Origin of the sequence: Bacillus sp. FSL R5-0820, from assembly GCF_038593385.1 — a bacterium.
GTDB classification, from domain to species: domain Bacteria; phylum Bacillota; class Bacilli; order Bacillales; family Bacillaceae; genus Bacillus; species Bacillus altitudinis.
Genome location: NZ_CP151991.1, coordinates 3,641,323 through 3,660,293 on the forward strand (window position 1 = coordinate 3,641,323; position 18,971 = coordinate 3,660,293).

Sequence of the window (18,971 nt, forward strand, 5' to 3'; positions counted from 1 at the left end):
CTCACTCCAATGAAGATTTGTCTTCTTTCTCTATATGATCAAGTGTTGAGCCATCAATGGCATTGATCAAATATTCTTCTTCTGTCTTTTTCTTTGAACCAGCTGCCACGCCTTCAATCTCTACTCGCCATACAGGAACCATGACTTGAGTGCTTGCACCTGGGTATTGCGTGTAGTAGCCAAGCTCCACTTTTTTCACTGTCGTGTTTTGGCTCAGCATATTTTGTGTATATAAGTCCTTCACCGTTTCAAGCGCTGGGACAAGGGTTTCTTTTCTCACTTCATTAATCGATATCACCATCGACTGCCGGTACGAGACGACCTCGTTTTGATCGTTCACATCCAATGTGATCTTCCCAATAGTTTCGGTGTCATCAAGACCTTCTTGGAAGATGTATTTTCCTTTATACGTTTGGAAAAAGACGATTTCACCTGTTTCTTCATCGATGCTCCAGAGCTTATAATTCTTACCATCCAGTAAACGCTGGCTCACAAGATTGGTCGCTGCTGTTTTCATATCTTTTTTCGGCAATGCGACTGGTTTATTGAAGGTCATTTCAAGCAGGGTGACAGGATCATCTTTCTCGGTTTTCGGGAATGTGCTTTTCGTCTTTTGATCAGCTAATCCGTCGACATCCTTTTTCGTATATTGCTTTTTCTCAGCTGTAATGCGATATCCAATCTTCGCTTCATCTGATAGATTGCCATATTTGATTCCGTCTGCCTTCATTTCTTCCAGCGTATCTGTTTTTTCGATAATCGCAAAATGATCGGTCGATCGCTTTTCAAAGTATTGGAAACCTAGAAAGATATCGAGAACGAGAAAGGCTAGGATAAAGATCGTTTTGGTCTTATTCCACTCCATGATTCTCGCTCCCCTCTGTCAGCAAATCATTCGTTAAAATGACGGTTTTTCCGTTATATTTCATACACCATACCGGCTCTAGCCAGACAAACATCGCTTGATCCTGATCTGATGCCGTGGATGTCGCTTGATAGGCAGGGAATATCTGTTCAATTTTCTCTAAATCATCATACTTCGTCTGCTTGATGATCAAGTTTTTCAGCTCTGTCCCATTCATCAGTTTGACCTGTTCACTCTGACTCGCTTTGTTGCCGAGAATGTAGTTTGGACGCTTATAACTCAAAATGTCATCATTCGCCCATTGTACTTCAAGTGATGTCATACCAAATGGATGTTTTGTGCTGTTGACGATCGGCAGTCCATCCATAAACATATTAAAGGACAGCTGCTGGTTGCTGTTAATGCCGAAGTATTGATAATTATCGGTAAAACTTCCGGTATCATTGAAATACTTCACGCTTCGCTTGATCAAATCTCCCGTTTGGAATACGGTACTAGAATTGATATTACGATGCTGATATTGGATGCGGTGGTCTTTTTGATTTGCTTCAAGACGACTCGTTCCATCTGTATACACCGTCCGGTTTAAATTAGATTCCTCCCCAACTAGACTTGGGTCTGTAAACAAAGCGTCCTTGAATTTGCTTGTCTTAATCGTTTCGATAAAGAACATTTTCGCTTCAAGCTGCTTTTGCTTCTGCGGCAGAAGGAAATCTCGTTTTGAATTCGTAGAGAAAGTATATAGATCATAGCGCGGCATCTCGTTTTGAGCGGCTGCAATACTATCCATCAGATTACGATAGTTGGCTGATTCAATCGTCAGCTCAAGCACCGTTTCCTTGCTGTATGAAACCAAATAGACTTTCTTATTGGCCTTATCCGGCTGAGCAAACGGCACAATCATCCGGTCAAATGAGTTGTATTCAATGGATTTATTCGGCCATTTAAACAGCGCTTGGAAAATATCAATCGGAATCGGATCATTGAACACAAGATCCAATGTTTTGCCTTGCCCCTCGCGTCCATAGAAGAAATTCTTAAATTTCTGCTCGGAATATTGGTCCGACACATCGGCAATCTCTTTGACATCCCACAGGCTCACATCATTCCAAAAGTTTTGGAAGAGTTCCTTTTGATCGACTTTGAAATGCTCTCCATTGGAATGGATGAACATCTCACGCGGCTTCACGACATCAATGAGACTCCGAGGCTCGTCGCTTGAAATCTTCTTCGTTTCCACGACCTGTGTGCCGGCATCAGCCTGATCCTGCATGACGGGCTGGAACATCCAAATATTCCATGTAAACACAAGACTGATCGCAATTAGGATTGTCAATATAATGGTTTTAAAGGTCTCACGCTTCATCCCAATCATCCTCTTGTTCTTCATTGTACGGAAGGCTAAAGGTTACTGTTGTTCCTTTTCCTTCAATGCTGTCAGCCCAAATATCTCCGCCATGAGCCTGAACCATTTCTTTTGCAATCGCAAGACCTAGGCCGGTTCCGCCAAGTTTTCTTGTTCTTGCCTTATCCACTCGATAAAAACGTTCAAAGATTTTATCCATATCCTTCTTCGGAATACCGATTCCTTCATCTTTGACACTGAATAACACAAGACCTTGCTCCTCATCCAAATCGACAGTGAACGTAATGTGTCCACCCTCTGGCGAGTATTTCATAGCATTGGAAATGATATTATCGAGCACCTGTGTGATTTTGTCTTGATCAATTTCCACATATATTTCACGCTGCGGCAGGTTCCGGATGAAATCGACATGCTGCTCCTTCGTCATTTCAAAACGATCAATGACGAGCGAGATAAACCTAATAAAATTCGTCCACTCACGATTGAATTGATAATCCTTGCTGTCGAACTTAGACAGCTGGAGCAGGTCATTCACAAGTCTAATCATGCGCTCTGTTTCATTTTGCGTGACACTGAGGAACCTTGGCGCAAGCTCTTTATCACCAATCGCACCTTCAGCGAGAGCCTCAAGATAGCTTCGCATCGTCGTAAGCGGTGTGCGCAGCTCATGGGATACGTTCGCCACGAATTCACGACGTTCCGCATCAATTTTTTCCTGCTCGGTTACGTCATAAATGACCGCGATCAAGCCATCAATCTTCCCATGCTCTTTCTGAATCACTGAGAAATTGACACGCAAAACAGACAGTTGATCTTCACGTTCAATTTCTAGTAGCATGGAGTCTTGATTTTCGACTAAATCTTCAAATGTATGAGTTTCTTCTAAGCCAAGCAAGGATGTGATCGGCATCTCTAGAGCTGTTTCACGTGAAACATTCAAAAGCTCTAGTGCCGGGCTGTTTAATAGAATAATGGCCCCATTTTGATTCGTGGCAATGACGCCATCGGTCATATAGGCGATAACAGAAGAAAGCTTTTTCCTCTCACCCTCTGTCATCAGCTGCGCTTCCTCCAGCTCTCTCGTCAGATGGTTAAATGTCGTTGCTAGCTGACCAATCTCATCATGTCCATACTTTCGGACCTTTCTGGAAAAGTTCCCTTTGGCGAGCTCGATCGCTTGCTTTCTCATATCCGAAATTGGGTGGGTAATGGTTCTGAATATGAATATACCAAGTAGAGCGGTCGTCCCAAGTGCGATGAGTGTACCCGTCGCCAAAATGGTGTTGATCGTTCGCATTTGGTTAAAAACACTTTCCATGGATGAGACCACATAAATGACACCAACGGTTTCTTGGTTCTCATTTTTCACGGCTGTCGCTGATATGCGGACTCGTTTATTCGATTCTGGGTCATAGAATTTTTTCTCGTAGTCTTTGCCAACCGCGAAAATACGGCTAATGATTTGATCTGTGATTTTCTTCCCGGCAATCTCTTGACTGCCGTTATTCACAGAGGCAATGACCTCTCTGCTTTCGTCAATATAGCTGACTTCAGAAATTTCATTAGACTCATCTTTGTTGTTAAAATCGTTTAATATCTTTTGAGCATCCTCTTTTAATTCTGCCTTGCTTTTCGATGAATCTTGTTCTAGGTAATACGATAACGAGTAGATTCGCTGATTCAAGGAATTATCATAGGAATTAATTAAGGACTGCTCTAGCTGCTTCACAAAGTACACGCCAATGATCTGCATGGCGACAATGATCAGCAGCACATAAATCAAGGTCAATTTAAAGTGAATCGAGCGAAAAAAACCTACTTTACTCATAAGAATCTTAGTCCTGCTCTGGGTTTCTTAAATAGTAGCCGACGCCTCGTCTTGTTACGATCCAGCTCGGGTGGCTAGGGTTGTCTTCAATTTTTTCACGAAGACGGCGGACTGTCACGTCTACTGTACGGACATCTCCGAAGTAATCGTAGCCCCAAACCGTTTGCAGTAAGTGCTCACGTGTCATGACTTGTCCAATATGTTTCGCTAAGTAATGAAGCAATTCGAACTCACGATGCGTTAGCTCAATCGTTTCGTCACGCTTAGACACGACATACGCATCTGGGTAGATCACAAGTGAACCAATCTCGATATCATTTGATTCAGATTCTTCCTCTGATTGCGGAGCAGCCGTCTGTCTTCTTAAATTTGCTTTTACACGTGCAAGCAGCTCGCGTGTACTGAATGGCTTTGTGACATAATCGTCTGCACCAAGCTCAAGACCAATGACTTTATCGATTTCAGAGTCTTTTGCTGTCAGCATGATAATCGGCATATCATATTTCTTTCTCACTTCACGGCATACTTCAACGCCATCTTTGTTCGGCAGCATAATGTCGAGCAAAATAATGTCTGGCTTAATTTCTTCTACCATTTCAAGGGCCTCATTTCCATCATACGCACAATGAACCTCGTAGCCCTCTTTTCTTAAGTTAAATTCCAATATATCCGCAATCGGCTTTTCATCATCTACGACAAGAATCTTTTTTTCCATTGTGATTTCCTCCTGCATTTTTAGCATCTATGTCATTCCATTTTGCATGTCTCATTACGCCTTTTTCATTTACGCAAAAAAGGCTCACTGTCTATTATAACGTTTTACGAGGCAAAGATAAAAACAATAACGGCTTTCTTTGCTAGTAAACGTTGGATAGAAGAACTTCATCCAAAAGATTTGATGACTTTTTCCTTTTTTATTGAAACTTTTCCAGTCACCAAACGTCTATATACATGTAACGTCTTCTTCTTATGGAGCCGGGCCCTACCTAGGTCCGGCTTCTCCCTTTTTATGCCTTCTTTTCATAATAAAAACGCACCTGCGATTGCAGATGCGTTTGGAAGTGGCTCGGGACGGAATCGAACCGCCGACACACGGATTTTCAGTCCGTTGCTCTACCAACTGAGCTACCGAGCCATCATCAAAAGATGAATATGTATAAATGGCGGTCCGGACGGGACTCGAACCCGCGACCTCCTGCGTGACAGGCAGGCATTCTAACCAACTGAACTACCGGACCTCAGTAACTTGCCCGAAAAAGCAATCGTGGTGCTCCTTCAAGCAAGTGAGGAAAAATTAGCTTAACGCTAAAGTAAATCAATGACCCGTACGGGATTCGAACCCGTGTTACCGCCGTGAAAGGGCGGTGTCTTAACCGCTTGACCAACGGGCCAAAACATGGTGAGCCATGAAGGACTCGAACCTTCGACCCTCTGATTAAAAGTCAGATGCTCTACCAACTGAGCTAATGGCTCTCGGTTTGTGAAAAGTGAATCTGAAGAAGCTGTATTGCGTCAAACCAATCGCTTTAAAAGCTGGAAAATCGCATCTTAACAAGTTTCAGAGACCTTTGCAACAACGAGATTTATAATATCATAGAGTAATTACATATGGCAATACGTTTTTCGACATTTTTTTAAAAAAAGTGTCGGATTTGATATCTTCTGTTATATCGCCTAAATCCGAAAGCGCCTTCATTCAATCAATGGCTACTGCCCAATCCAGCACACAGAAACGTTTGATTCCGACCAATATTGGTTATACAAGAAACAAACAGCATGGTGATTGAAAAAGGAGGAAGCATAGGATGAGTTCATTTAAATTAGGAGATAAAATGCCCGATTTTTCACTGCCAACAGTGCAGGGCGATCACATTGAGTTTTACAAACATTTAGAGGAGCATCAAAGCTGGCACCTCATCGTTTTCTTTAGAGGAGCATGGTGCCCAGTATGTGTCGAGGAATTAAAAGAGCTGGAAAAACAGCAATCCTATTTTCAAGACAAGGATATTCACTTAATGACGATTTCAACAGATAACCCTGAAGACTTGAAGGAATTTGCAGACAAAGAGGGACTTTCTTTCCCCATCATGTCTGACCAAGACCTCACATCATTGAAAGCCTATGAAGTCTTCTATCACGGGGAAGATGCCCCCTACGAAGATCATGGGGTGCACGGAGAACCTGCCTATTTCTTATTAAATGAAAAAGGCCAAGTCCTCTATCAGCAAAGACAAACAAGTCCATTTGGCAGACCGCATGCCAACGAACTGCGCAAAATCATTCAATACATTCGTAAAAATTTAAAAGGCCAATATAAAAGCCTAAAATAAAAAAGAAGCTCTCATCAGAGGGCTTCTTTTTTATGAATGTTTTTTATTGTATAGCCAATCTGCGGTGAAAAACACAAGAAGACCTGTCATTAAAATCACAAAAGTCACAGGTGTACTCTCACCTTGAAAAAAAGCGTAAGACGCATGTCCTCCTAATGCTAGAAGATAAAAAACAAACGCCGATCCTGCTGCTTTTTGTGCATTGGCTTGTTCTCTTTTCGTCGTTTTTTTGAAAAACATTGTATCTATTCCCCTTTAAGATGCTTTCTTCATTGTCACCCGGCGAAGTGCCTGTGATCGGATATACTCCATTGGTCCAATCCGCCAGACGTTTAAGCAAAGGGCTGAAATGGCAATTTGCAGAAGTGAAATGAACAGCCATGACAAGATGATAAGGGGGGCGTTGATTTGCCCGCCAAGACCCAATCCCCAGCTATAAAAAAGAAGCGAGCAGATGACATTTTGCAGGATATAGCAGCTAAGCGCCATTTTTCCTACATATTCAAACCAAGTCCACATGAACCATGATTCCGTCCGTTCTAAAAGCTTCGCCACAACAGCAATATAGAATATAGAGAGGAATGGTGAAAACACATAACGCACCACAAATTCTACTATGTCATTTGGTACGAAGACGAGCGCATTCAGCGGCAGTCCAATCCACAAACCCATTCTGAATAATGTTTTCCGCAGAGTTTGCCCACGCTCATTTGCATAAAATACACCGGCTCTCATCATCCGCACACCTAATAAAAACAAAAAGGTATTCATTGGGATAATAAAGATTGCTTCTTCTCGATACATCAAAAAGTGCTGTACTCGGTCTTGAACTTGAGATATCCATGTCTCCGGCAGTTGTTCTTCGTACGCTGGTTCACTGCTCCCGTCATAGGATTCAGTTTCCAATTCAGAGAAAGAAAATACAACGAGAAAAGCCGTCACCAACAAATGAATGACACCCGAGACAATCATGCCTTTTTTGATGCGCCGACTTCCTCCACGGACAATAAACGCCACAAGCAAACCCGTGACGGCGTAACTCATGAGCACATCATATTCCATCACTAGCGCAAAATGGACAAAGCCTTCAATCAATAAGAACAAAAGAATCCATAAATATGTACCCGGCCAAGTCGTATTTTTTCTTTTCGCCTGCTGGTATTTCAGCTCTAGCCCTACACCAAACATGATCGTAAGCAGCGATAGCATTTTGCCATAAACGAACATAGAGACAAGACTTTCAAGAAAACTGCCATTTTCATATTCATCCGCAATCTGATCTGTCGCAAAGGTATCCCCTGCGTACGCAAAAAACCAGACATTTGTACCCAATGTGCCTAATATCGCAAAACCTCGTAAAATATCTAATAATCGTATTCTTTCTTTCACTAGAACGCTCCTTCCCTTTTATACAGTTATCACATTTTGGTAATGACAGGAAGAGCGTTCCGTAGAAATTAAGGAATATTTAAACAAAAAAACACCAGTAAAATGTGTGATTTTACTGGTGTCTGATCAGTCTATAATGATGGACGGTACACGCTGCGGACAACGTTCGTTTGGGAACGGTCTGGTCCGACTGAGAAAATAGAAAGTGGAATACCTGTTAATTGTGAAATGCGCTCTAAGTAATGACGGGCATTTGCAGGCAGTTCACTTAAATTCTTCACGCCTGTAATATCCTCTGTCCAACCTGGCATTTCTTCGTAGACAGGTTCACATTTCGCTAATTCATTTAGACTTGCTGGGAATTCTTCAGTGATTTCTCCGTTCAATTTATAAGCAACACAGATTTTCAATTTCTCAATCCCTGTCAGTACATCGATGGAGTTAAGAGATAAATCTGTAATTCCACTCACACGGCGTGCATGACGGACAACAACACTGTCAAACCAACCAACACGGCGCGGGCGGCCAGTTGTCGTACCGTATTCACGGCCAACTTCACGGATTTGATCGCCAATTTCATCATGGAGTTCTGTCGGGAATGGGCCATCACCTACACGAGTTGTGTAAGCTTTTGATACGCCGACCACATGTTGAATTTTCGTAGGACCTACACCAGAACCAATCGTCACGCCTCCAGCCACTGGGTTAGATGACGTCACGAACGGATATGTCCCTTGATCGATATCAAGCATAACGCCTTGTGCCCCTTCAAAAAGAACACGGCGGCCTTCATCTAGAGCATCGTTCAATACAACAGATGTGTCCACAACATATTTTTTCACTTGCTGACCATATTCATAATACTCATCTAAAATATCTTCAATTTTGAAGCCTTCTGTGTCGTACATTTTCTCTAAAAGACGATTTTTCTCTTCTAGATTACGGGCAAGCTTCTCTTCAAATACTTCACGATCTAATAAATCTGCGATACGGATTCCTACGCGGGCAGCTTTGTCCATATAAGCTGGTCCGATTCCTTTTTTCGTCGTACCGATCTTGTTAGCCCCTTTCCGCTCTTCTTCTACCTCGTCCAATTTTAAATGATAAGGCAGAATGACATGGGCTCTATTGCTGATTCTGAGGTTATCTGTACTCACATTCCGTTCGTGAAGATACGCAAGCTCAGTGACCAACGCTTTAGGATCAACCACCATTCCATTACCGATGACACAAGTTTTCTCTTTGTAAAAAATACCGGATGGAATGAGGTGTAGCTTGTAAGTCACTCCATCAAATTTGATTGTGTGACCTGCATTGTTTCCCCCTTGATAACGGGCAATCACCTCTGCATTTTCTGAAAGGAAATCGGTAATTTTCCCTTTCCCTTCGTCACCCCACTGCGTACCTACTACGACTACTGAAGACATATCGTGCACCTCCGTTAACCTTTCAAAACGTTATCTCTTTCAAACACATTTATTTTATCAATGGACAATGAAAAAGTCAACGTGAAATCCGAACATTAATATCTTGAAATCAAATTTTGTTCGTTTTACATGTGAGGAAAAGCGCTTTAATTGCTCATTCTACGCTTGAACAAGAAGATTTCGATCAAAATTACTGTTTTTCTCATTTCCGTTTGTTCAGTGATTTTCAATCAATTGAATCATCGAACTTGCCATAAAGTCGGGTGAGTATGGTCTACCTTTTCTCAGCCACCACTCAGCTGTTCCAACATAAGCAGAAATGACAAATTGCTTCTGCATCTCGAGAGGAACGTGTTGTGGATCAGGTGTTGAACCTGTGACTTCTTCTAGCCCTAAAGTAAAGCTTTCTTCAAAAAAAGCACTGGCCGTCTGATGAATATTAAGCTCTCTTCCCCTTTTCAAGAGAATCTGATACTCCTCTTCATGTTCCTGCAAATGCTGATAAAAGCGGTAAATATACACATATGCTGCATGATCGCTCTTCCACTCATTTTCATGTACAGGAGCAAAAATAGCCGTTTTCATGACATCAAACATCTCATCCATGACCTGCTGAGCCAAGTCAAACTTATCCTCATAATGCTGATAAAAGGTGGTGCGATGGATTCCTGCCTTGTTCGTCAAATCTTGTACAGAAATCTTCCCCCATTCCTTCTCCTTTAATAACTGAAATAACGCTTTTCTTAATTGTTGCTTTGATTCAGTTGCGCGCTTATCCCCTCTGTAGCAGTCCGCCACAAGCCGCTCTCCCCTTCCCATTTTCTTCAACAGATTTCGCCTTTCTGTTGGTTGAATCCTTTCTCCTGATGAATTACCTTAAATCTAACACAGTGAAAAAAAGGAATCATCTGACAACCCATAAGGAGTGATGATCATGGAAACAACAACACCTAGTGCCGTTCAGAAAGCGTTATTAAGAGGGAAAAATAAGCAGGACCCGTATCACCCATTTGATTGGTACGCCAAAATGCGTCAAGAATCCCCTGTTCATTTCGATGAACACAGCCAAACATGGAGTGTCTTCACCTATGAAGAAGCAAAGCGCGTCACCATCGATAAAGATACCTTTTCTAGTCAACCTCCTCAAGACCACCGGAAACATTCACTGATGAAAACAATGGTCATGATGGACCCGCCAAAACATACACGAATCCGTTCCATTGTGAGCAAAGCCTTTACACCCCGGGTGATGAAATTGTGGGAACCACGCATTCAAGAGTTAATGGATGATCTCATTGGACAAATAGAAGGTAAGGAAGAGATTGATCTTGTTCAAGACATCTCCTATCCGCTTCCTGTGATAGTCATTGCAGAGCTTTTAGGTGTGCCAACAGAACATAAACAATCCTTTAAAGAATGGTCCGATATTCTCGTCAGCATGCCTAAAAGTGAACATGAAAAAGATGTCGTTGAATGGCAAAAAACACGGGATCAAAGCGAAGCGGACATGATGGCGTTTTTTGCTGACATCATTGAAGAGAAGCGGCAGAACCTTAGTGAGGATTTGATTTCGCTTTTAATCCAAGCGGAGGAAGATGGAGATAAGCTGTCCGCAGACGAATTAATTCCTTTCTGCAATCTTCTCCTGTTAGCAGGCAACGAAACGACCACCAACCTGATCTCCAATATGATCTTTAGTTTGTTAGAAAATCCGGGGGCGTATGAAGCGCTCGCTCAATCACCTGACCTCATTCCTCGAGCTGTGGAGGAGGCTGTCCGTTTTCGTGCCCCTGCGCCTACCATCGTCCGGTATGTCACAGAAGACACCGAACTTGGAGGAAAAGTCTTGAAAAAGGGAGACAGTGTGATTGTCTTTCTTGCTTCTGCGAACCGGGATGAGCGTCAATTTCCAAACGCACATGAGTACGATATACACCGGCACCCTAATCCCCATATTGGCTTTGGCCACGGCATTCATTTCTGCCTAGGCGCACCACTTGCTCGCCTGGAAGCATACACTGCCATCAAAGCCATACAGTCACGATATGAATCACTAGAGCTTCTCTCTTACGTCCCAATGACAAGCAGCGGTATGTATGGACTAAAAGAACTGAAGCTCCGTGTCACGCCTCGTTCCTAACAATCTGAGACTCTCACAAGATGGGAGTCTCAGGTTGTTGACAAAGGGCTAAAATGGTGTTGATTTTAGCCCTTTGTCTTCTTTTCAGCGTGATAGAAAACCTTTGCAGCCCGAGGAAGGACGAGTACTGGCGCGGAGCGAATTTTTCATTCGTGAGCACCAGCACGCAGGACTGACACCGAATGCGAGGGTTTGTCTACACGCTGGGACTCCCACGAGATGGGAGTCTTTCTTAATCAGGTGTAATTCCTTCTGTATTCATGAGCACCACTCGATATCCATCTGGATCTTCAATCGTCACGCCTCCTCGATCCCAGTACGGGTTCGTAGAGGTGACATGCCGTCCGCCAAATGCGATCAGTCTCTTTTTCATCTGCTGAAATTCCTCTTCATCCGGAATATAGAATACAAGCAGCTGCTCTGGGTGGGGAACAGGCAAGCTTTCGTCTTCTTCATGTTTGGTGATTTCCAGATGAACATGCTGGTGAGGAAGCCCAAGCATGACACCATCATACCCTTCATGCTGATCAAATGAGCCTATTCGTTTCAGCCCTAAACCTTCTTCATAAAAAGAAACAACCTCTTTCATGTTGACGGTCGGACGTGCGATGCGTAATTGAGCGGCTTCGAATTGTTGAAACTTCATCAGTCATCACTCCTTTTCTCTCCCTTTAGTATACGCTCTCTTTTTCTCCCACTCCTCCTCATTTCGACTGTTTTTCAGTCATTCTTTCGATGTAGATGGATCAAAAAAAGCCCAGCTTCTTGAGCTGGGCTTTAGCTTTAAGCACCGGGCGGAACACCCGCATCATCAAATCTTCTTTCTAAGTTGACGAATTTGTTATATTCTTTCACGAAAGCCAGTGATACCGTTCCAACTGGACCGTTACGCTGTTTCGCAATAATAATTTCAATAATGTTCTTATTCTCTGATTCTTTGTCATAGTAATCATCACGATAAAGGAACGCCACAATATCGGCATCCTGCTCAATACTTCCTGATTCACGAATATCAGACATCATCGGACGTTTGTCCTGACGCTGCTCTACCCCACGAGAAAGCTGTGATAAGGCAATGACCGGCACTTCAAGTTCTCTTGCTAGTGACTTTAAAGCCCTAGAAATTTCAGATACCTCTTGCTGACGGTTATCGCTTGATCGGCCACTCCCTTGGATGAGCTGTAAGTAGTCAATCAGGATCATGCCAAGCCCGTTTTCTTGCTTCAAACGGCGGCATTTCGAGCGAATTTCACTGACTCTAATGCCAGGTGTATCATCAATGAAAATCCCACTGTTTGATAGCGAACCCATCGCCATTGTCAGCTTACCCCAGTCCTCTTCGGTGAGGTTACCAGTTCTTAGGTTTTGTGCATTGATATTTCCCTCGGCACAAAGCATACGCATGACCAACTGCTCAGCGCCCATCTCTAAACTAAAGATGGCGACACTTTCATCTGTCTTGGTTGCGACGTTTTGTGCAATGTTTAACGCGAAGGCTGTTTTCCCTACGGACGGACGAGCCGCTACAATAATCAGGTCATTTCGCTGGAAGCCAGCTGTCATCCGGTCAAGCTCTGAGAAACCCGTTGGAATCCCAGTGATATCACCTTTTCGATTATGAAGCTGTTCAATATTATCATATGTCTGAACAAGAACGTCTTTAATGTTTTGGAAAGCTCCTGAGTTTTTACGCTGAGCCACTTCCATAATGGTTTTTTCAGCATCACTCAATAGATCTTCTACTTCATCCTCACGCGTATATCCATCTTGTGCAATGGTTGTCGCTGTACGGATCAGACGTCTTAAAATGGATTTTTCTTCCACGATTTTTGCATAATATTCAATGTTTGCGGCAGTTGGGACAGAGTTCGCAATATCGGTTAAATACGAAATCCCGCCTACCTCTTCTAGTAAGTCTGTATTGGCAAGTTCTGATGTCACCGTGACAAGGTCAACCGGTTCCCCTCTATCACCAAGTACAAGCATCGCATTGTAAATCTTTTGATGCGACATTCTATAGAAATCCTCTGGAATTAATACTTCAGAAGCGAGCGTTAGCGCAGATGGTTCTAAAAAAACAGCACCTAATACGGCCTGCTCGGCTTCTATATTTTGCGGCGGCAGCCGGTCATCGAGAAGTTCCGTCATGCCAAGCACCGTCCTTTCATAAAAAAATACGCTACTCATCATTTTAACATTTTCATCAATAAAAAAGTGAAAAACATCAACTATAGTCAAAATTACCATGTGGCTGTTTCATTGAACAGCGAAACAACACACTTCAAATAGAAAGGACTCTGTAACATAAATTGTTATAGAGTCCTTTGTATCGCTTATGGGATTTGTAGCTGTTGTTGTTCAAACATGTGATTGATATTCTAACACGGCATGTACACGCACATGATCAAACCTTGCAAATATCAGGTGCGTTTTTTTAATCTATCGTTTTCTTAACTCCGTAATTCACCTTTTGTCCAATATCATATAAAGACCCGTTTTCATAACCAATAGATAGCACCAAATCAGGAATAGAATCATACCCGTTCTTCGCTAGATCAAAGAGCTGTGCACCATAATGTGATGCAGCAATGCGGGCATTTTCTGCTGTGTATGGGTTTTTCAGAAGTTCTTCTTTGTAGATATCAAAAATGTTCGCTCCGGTATCCGTTACAAATTGACCGTTTACAATGCTTAAACCTTTTAAGTCGTAGCCTGTCACCGTTTTGATTTGATTGACAAGGTGGAACTTTGCAAGTGAATCCGGCGTGAATTGAGTCGAATCATCATTTCTACTTTTCATAATATGGAAAAATAGTTCTCTTGTATTGTTGCTTGTATTTAATATGTCTTCTATTTGTTTGATCAGTGATTCATCAGTTGATCCACTCACCACTAATTTGAAATGATTTGGGTCAATGGTAAAAGTTAAATTGGCGTTTTTAGGAATGTTCAAACCATTGGTAGAAAACAAAGCTTGCAGTTGTTCATTCACCTTTTGACGATTTAATAGTTTCTTTTCTACACTTTCTTGGGTAGGATCGTACCGTTTTTCATTACGGAAAATAGCATCATTGAAGTCATATTGTCCACCTTTATTATTCCTTGCCCAACTCATTTCCATCGTATAAGCAGCTTCTCTCTCCACTTTAGTTAGATCACTTCTGAAATAAGAAGAGTATGGATTTCGATACTTATCATATATATGACTCTGAGGATCTTTGAATCGTTTATTTTGTTCATTTATTTTTTCGTATTTTTCATCTAATATTTTCATTCGTCTATCAGATTCGGTCATCACTTCGTTTGTACTTTTAATAGCTGATTGACCTTTAGAGTTTATTTGGTTCAAATTGTTCGAAGAACTGGCTGTATACGACGTATTAATATTCATTTTGATTCTCCTTTTTTAAGAAAATAGTGATTATTAAATATATCGGCAATTCAGTTAAAATTTGTTAGTTTAATGTCGATATAGTAATTATTACAAGGAGGGTTAATATATGACAAATACTATCTTTAAACGTTTATTATTACCAGCATTATTATTGGCGCTTGTTGCTAGTTTTTTTGCACCTACTTCAGCGGAAGCAGCTATTACAGGGAATAACAGTCCTAACACTGCAAGTTCAATGGGATATTGGAAAAACAGTCGTTCAGACACGACAATCTTACCTGAAGGTGAAAATGAAGCGTATTATCAGTTTACGATCAATAAAGGGGAAAGAGTTTATGTCAGAAGTTCGTATAATAAGCAATATACAGGGATGAATATCGAGGTGTATAATTCGAAATATTCTAGGACAGGATCCGAAGTTATAAATCCTGATTCAGTAACGCCTTTTATTTTTGCAAATACTGGTGACGTGACTTCAACTTCAGAAACTTATTTTGTGAAAGTAACCCGTGGTACATATACCGGTAACATGTATTTTACTGTTTCCATTCAAGATCGTATTAAATCTGGAAATGGGACATTCAATTTTACAGGGACTGCTACGAACTTGGGGAATTCTTCTTTAAATTTTTTAGGAGTTGACTCTTCAGTCATTACAATGGATTTAACGAATAATTCCACAGTGCCTAAACGCGCTGTAGTTAAATCAATTACGACAACTAGCACTCAAACACCCAACCAAGGGAATGTCACACACAAACTGATGGCTAGTGATAGTAACATTTGGTATCAATCACTTTTCTCCTCTGCAACAAGTGGTTCTTATCGTATATCTCTGGATGATCAATTAAGAGTCGCTCAAAAATGGAGCTTTAAGTACAACGCAAAAGCTACAGCGAGATCTACTATGAGCAATGTCAAAGCCGATATCCGTTACGAATATGATGTCACAGATGGATTTTAAGTGAATGATGTTAACAGATATGTACACCAATTGATCAAAAAGTAAGGGCACATCCCTTACTTTTCTTATTGCCTCATTTTTGATGTTATATGTTATTTCGCCACTTTTAAAACAGCCCCTCCTCTTTCAACACGCTCTCTAGCAGAACCCCGACTGACCATTTCATTTTGTTATGAATGAAAATGTTAAAAAGAAGAGTAGTGTATTTTTGTATGAAAGGACGGTGCTTGGTATGGCGGAACTTCTCGATGACCGGCTGCCGACGCAAAATATAGAAGCAGAGCAGGCCGCATCAATGAATTGGGCGAAATTAACATTTACATAACTTTATGAACATTTGACTTTATAATTAATAACTATTATTATTTGGTTTGCTCACATGATAATTGAGAATCATTTTCATTTGAAGTTTTCAAGTAATACTCTCATCCAACCAATATTCACAAGTCTGCTTTTATCACCATATGAGGATCATTTTGAGGAAGGGAATTTTTATATATGTTGAAACACCCTGAAGGAATGGGTACTGAGAATTCACTTTTCGGAGAAAGCCGTCCCTTTTTTATACCTGGGACGGAGCAACTGGATATCACAGCACACCCATACAGACTTTTTATATTTAAACCGAATGCTACTCCTCCAGCGGCTGGTTTTCCAGTCATGTACGTACTTGATGGAAATTCGCTTTTTGGCACAATGGTCGAAGCCATTCGTTTACAGTCAAGAAGACCTGAAAAAACAGGAATCATACCTGCAATCATTGTTGGAATTGGCTATCAAACAGAAGAATCCTATCATCCGCTTAGGCATTATGATCTCACTCTTACCGCCCCTGATGCTTCCATTGGGAGGAAAAGAAAGGACTTCTCCAACCATACATATGGCGGCGCTTCTACTTTCTTTTCTTTTTTAGAAATGACGGTAAAGGCCTATATCGAACAACGCTTTCCGATCAACCAAAGTCGTCAAACACTGTTTGGGCATTCTCTTGGCGGTCTTTTTGTATTACACACACTATTTGAGCACCCTGATGCTTATCAGACATATATTGCAGGGAGCCCTTCTATCCACTGGAACAAAAAATTATTTCTAGAAAAAGAACACCAATTCACCAACTATATACGTCAGGTGCCTATGGATGTCAGGCTGCTTGTAGGTGTAGGTGAGTTAGAAAAACATCATCCATGTCAAATGAATGATCATGCCAATTCACTAGCAAATCGTATGTTGCCTTTATCGTCATACGGCTTGCATACTGCCTATCACGAGTTCCCTGAAGAAGGACATACGTCCGTTTTGCCGGTGCTGATGAATTATGCTTTTCGTTTTGCACTCTATCATGATGATCCTTTAACAACCACAGACATGAAAAAAAGCTAGTGAACACACGAAATATAGTGATCTATCTCAAAAGATTGCCCTTATCACAGGCGCAGGACGGACAACGAATGCAAGTATTTCTCTACACCCTACGCACCCTGATCTCCATCAGGGTGCTTTTTTGACAGAATAAACACACCATTTTCCAGCTCTTTCTGATACAATTCAATTGAGAATATTTATCAATTAATAAGAGATCAGGTGGTTTTATGGGAAACAATCATCAATTATGTACAAAGGTAAATGCTGAACAATGCATTTATCGATTAACATATACTGAAAAAATAAATAATGCAGATCTTCCACATACGGAGCAGCAGTTGTCAGATACTTTCTGCCTCCTCTTTAACATAAGTGGCAGCGGTTTACTTACATTGAATGATCAAAGATGGCGATTGAAAAATCTGACACTCTATACGATGATGCCTGGGGAAACATTTATGTTGAAAACAGAGCCACATCAAAAACACGAGCTCTACCTGTTTCGCTTTCAGATGTACACGCCGCAAGGTCAAAACATAGAAGAAGTATCAACTGAACAAGCCCGATCTTTACTGAATGTATGGCAATTTATCGATATTAGCTCGATTGAACACATTCATTCTTTACTGTCCGACATGACAGCAGAATGGCAAAAACCTGAATCCATTAGCTTTTTTAGAAGCCAAACCCTTTTTCAACAGCTCATGATGCAGCTTTTCACACTGCATAAAGAAGACATTTGTGACACAACACACGCCCTTTTTAAAACAAAACAATATATCGATCAACATTCCGAAGAACCTCTCAGCCTTACAAGTCTATCTCATATGGCTGGTATCAGCGCCAATCACTACAGCGAGCTATTTAAAAAGCATTTTGATGTGAGTGTCACTGATTATATCACCAAGAAAAGACTGGCTAGAGCCAAACAGTTAATGGCAAAAGGTCATGCAAAGCTCAAAGACATTGCACAGGACATCGGCTATCAAGACCCCTATTACTTTAGCCGTATCTTTAAGAAAAAAACGGGTATCACTCCTTCTGCTTATATGAAAAGCCGTCAACGGAAAATGGCTGCCTATGGCCATTCCATACTCGGTCAGCTCACACCCATTCATATCATCCCATATGCTGCCCCTCTTCACCCTAAATGGACAGCACATGATTTTGAGCATTATGCAGAAGAAATTCCGATTCATCTGAGTGCACATCGTATCAACGAACACGCTGAAGCCAATTTACAGCAATTGAAGGAAGCACAACCTGAGCTGATCATTGCCAATGATCATGTGACAGAGGAAGAAAAACAAGCGTTGGAAACCATCTGTCCTGTTCACTTTGTTCCATTCACACAATTGGATTGGCGCGCTCAATTCAGACAAACAGCTCTGTTCTTAAACGAAACGAGGGAAGCAGAAGAATGGATCCTTCATTACGAAGAACTCGTCATTCAAGCGAAAAAGGCATGCCTTTTTGATCATCCACCAAGAACCGTCCTGCCTCTTCGTATCTTTCAAGATCAGCTCTACTTATCTGTCAATCGCACCATGTCAGAAGTAATTTTTCATGACATTGGCCTTCTGCCAGCTTTTCAGAATGATGGCCAGCTCATCGAAAAAAAAATCAGCATTCACTCTATACAGCAGTTAGACCCAGATGCCATCTTCCTCTTGTTGCATAAAGAACCAAAAACCATTGCTTTTTATCAAAAATTAAAGCAACAGGAGGCTTGGCAAAATCTCAAGGCTGTGACGCAACAAGCCGTCTATCCACTCGCTTCTGACCCTTGGCGTGAATACACAGCAGCCAGTCATCAACGAGTCATTCAGGACCTTTTATCTTTTTTTCCGTAAAAAGTCCATCACTAGACAGATCATTGTCTATGGATAAAAGGACGAATGACTAC

At 41.5% G+C, this 18,971-nt stretch carries 16 protein-coding genes and 4 tRNA genes; 5 read left to right on the forward strand and 15 right to left on the reverse strand.

Annotated elements, in window-relative coordinates; all coding sequences use genetic code 11:
- Window position 1 precedes the first annotated feature (1 nt).
- From yycI to NST15_RS18815, 8 genes are all read right to left on the reverse strand, one after another.
- Window positions 2-865 (reverse strand): two-component system regulatory protein YycI, encoded by an 864-nt coding sequence (gene yycI, locus NST15_RS18780; RefSeq protein WP_242731364.1) that lies wholly within the window; start codon window positions 863-865, stop codon window positions 2-4.
- Window positions 852-2,231, reverse strand: a complete 1,380-nt coding sequence (yycH, locus tag NST15_RS18785) for a two-component system activity regulator YycH (protein WP_017368443.1) — start codon at window positions 2,229-2,231, stop codon at window positions 852-854. Before yycH ends, yycI begins: the two co-directional genes overlap by 14 nt.
- Window positions 2,221-4,059: a cell wall metabolism sensor histidine kinase WalK gene (gene walK / locus NST15_RS18790; protein WP_017368444.1), complete on the reverse strand. Its 1,839-nt coding sequence runs from the start codon at window positions 4,057-4,059 to the stop codon at window positions 2,221-2,223. The genes yycH and walK overlap by 11 nt, the downstream gene beginning before the upstream one ends.
- 7 nt (window positions 4,060-4,066) lie before the next feature.
- A complete protein-coding gene (gene yycF / locus NST15_RS18795) occupies window positions 4,067-4,774 on the reverse strand; it encodes a response regulator YycF (protein WP_017359978.1) in 708 nt (235 codons plus the stop codon).
- Between the two features lie 347 nt (window positions 4,775-5,121).
- Window positions 5,122-5,194, reverse strand: a tRNA-Phe gene (locus tag NST15_RS18800).
- A 26-nt stretch (window positions 5,195-5,220) separates the two neighbouring features.
- Window positions 5,221-5,297 (reverse strand) — tRNA-Asp (locus tag NST15_RS18805).
- A gap of 81 nt (window positions 5,298-5,378) precedes the next feature.
- Window positions 5,379-5,450: transfer RNA gene (locus NST15_RS18810), tRNA-Glu, on the reverse strand.
- 6 nt (window positions 5,451-5,456) lie between these two features.
- A tRNA-Lys gene (locus NST15_RS18815) sits at window positions 5,457-5,532 on the reverse strand.
- Window positions 5,533-5,864: 332 nt separating this feature from the next.
- Here NST15_RS18815 and NST15_RS18820 point away from each other — a divergent pair.
- Window positions 5,865-6,389 carry a redoxin domain-containing protein gene (locus tag NST15_RS18820; protein WP_182489021.1) on the forward strand — a complete coding sequence of 175 codons (525 nt, stop codon included), beginning with the start codon at window positions 5,865-5,867 and terminating at the stop codon, window positions 6,387-6,389.
- A 30-nt stretch (window positions 6,390-6,419) separates the two neighbouring features.
- Here the strand turns inward: NST15_RS18820 and NST15_RS18825 are convergent, their stop codons facing one another.
- The 4 genes from NST15_RS18825 to NST15_RS18840 form a co-directional block, all read right to left on the reverse strand.
- Window positions 6,420-6,629 carry a hypothetical protein gene (locus NST15_RS18825; RefSeq protein ID WP_024718463.1) on the reverse strand — a complete coding sequence of 70 codons (210 nt, stop codon included), beginning with the start codon at window positions 6,627-6,629 and terminating at the stop codon, window positions 6,420-6,422.
- A 15-nt stretch (window positions 6,630-6,644) separates the two neighbouring features.
- Window positions 6,645-7,778 carry a DUF418 domain-containing protein gene (locus NST15_RS18830; protein ID WP_342498742.1) on the reverse strand — a complete coding sequence of 378 codons (1,134 nt, stop codon included), beginning with the start codon at window positions 7,776-7,778 and terminating at the stop codon, window positions 6,645-6,647.
- Between the two features lie 131 nt (window positions 7,779-7,909).
- The gene (locus tag NST15_RS18835) at window positions 7,910-9,205 is read right to left on the reverse strand and encodes an adenylosuccinate synthase (RefSeq protein WP_007497400.1); all 1,296 of its coding nucleotides are present in this window, start codon (window positions 9,203-9,205) and stop codon (window positions 7,910-7,912) included.
- Between the two features lie 216 nt (window positions 9,206-9,421).
- The gene (locus NST15_RS18840) at window positions 9,422-10,024 is read right to left on the reverse strand and encodes a TetR/AcrR family transcriptional regulator (RefSeq protein WP_231493294.1); all 603 of its coding nucleotides are present in this window, start codon (window positions 10,022-10,024) and stop codon (window positions 9,422-9,424) included.
- Between the two features lie 115 nt (window positions 10,025-10,139).
- On the opposite strand from NST15_RS18840, the gene NST15_RS18845 reads away from it, so the two are divergent.
- Window positions 10,140-11,345 carry a cytochrome P450 gene (locus NST15_RS18845; protein ID WP_342498743.1) on the forward strand — a complete coding sequence of 402 codons (1,206 nt, stop codon included), beginning with the start codon at window positions 10,140-10,142 and terminating at the stop codon, window positions 11,343-11,345.
- 232 nt (window positions 11,346-11,577) lie between these two features.
- Here NST15_RS18845 and NST15_RS18850 read toward each other — a convergent pair whose 3' ends face one another.
- The 3 genes from NST15_RS18850 to NST15_RS18860 form a co-directional block, all read right to left on the reverse strand.
- Window positions 11,578-11,991: a VOC family protein gene (locus NST15_RS18850; protein WP_017359894.1), complete on the reverse strand. Its 414-nt coding sequence runs from the start codon at window positions 11,989-11,991 to the stop codon at window positions 11,578-11,580.
- A 137-nt stretch (window positions 11,992-12,128) separates the two neighbouring features.
- On the reverse strand, window positions 12,129-13,493 hold the full coding sequence (gene dnaB / locus NST15_RS18855; protein WP_003214779.1) for a replicative DNA helicase: 1,365 nt from the start codon (window positions 13,491-13,493) through the stop codon (window positions 12,129-12,131).
- Between the two features lie 286 nt (window positions 13,494-13,779).
- Complete coding sequence (locus tag NST15_RS18860) at window positions 13,780-14,736, reverse strand: DUF4885 family protein (RefSeq protein ID WP_342498744.1); 957 nt, start codon at window positions 14,734-14,736, stop codon at window positions 13,780-13,782.
- 109 nt (window positions 14,737-14,845) lie between these two features.
- On the opposite strand from NST15_RS18860, the gene NST15_RS18865 reads away from it, so the two are divergent.
- The 3 genes from NST15_RS18865 (at window position 14,846) to NST15_RS18875 (ending at window position 18,918) form a co-directional block, all read left to right on the forward strand.
- Window positions 14,846-15,703: a hypothetical protein gene (locus tag NST15_RS18865; RefSeq protein ID WP_019743428.1), complete on the forward strand. Its 858-nt coding sequence runs from the start codon at window positions 14,846-14,848 to the stop codon at window positions 15,701-15,703.
- Window positions 15,704-16,201: 498 nt separating this feature from the next.
- Entirely contained in the window at window positions 16,202-17,083 is an 882-nt protein-coding gene (locus NST15_RS18870) for an alpha/beta hydrolase-fold protein (RefSeq protein ID WP_342498745.1), read from the forward strand.
- Between the two features lie 209 nt (window positions 17,084-17,292).
- Entirely contained in the window at window positions 17,293-18,918 is a 1,626-nt protein-coding gene (locus tag NST15_RS18875; protein ID WP_342498746.1) for a helix-turn-helix domain-containing protein, read from the forward strand.
- Window positions 18,919-18,971: the final 53 nt, after the last annotated feature.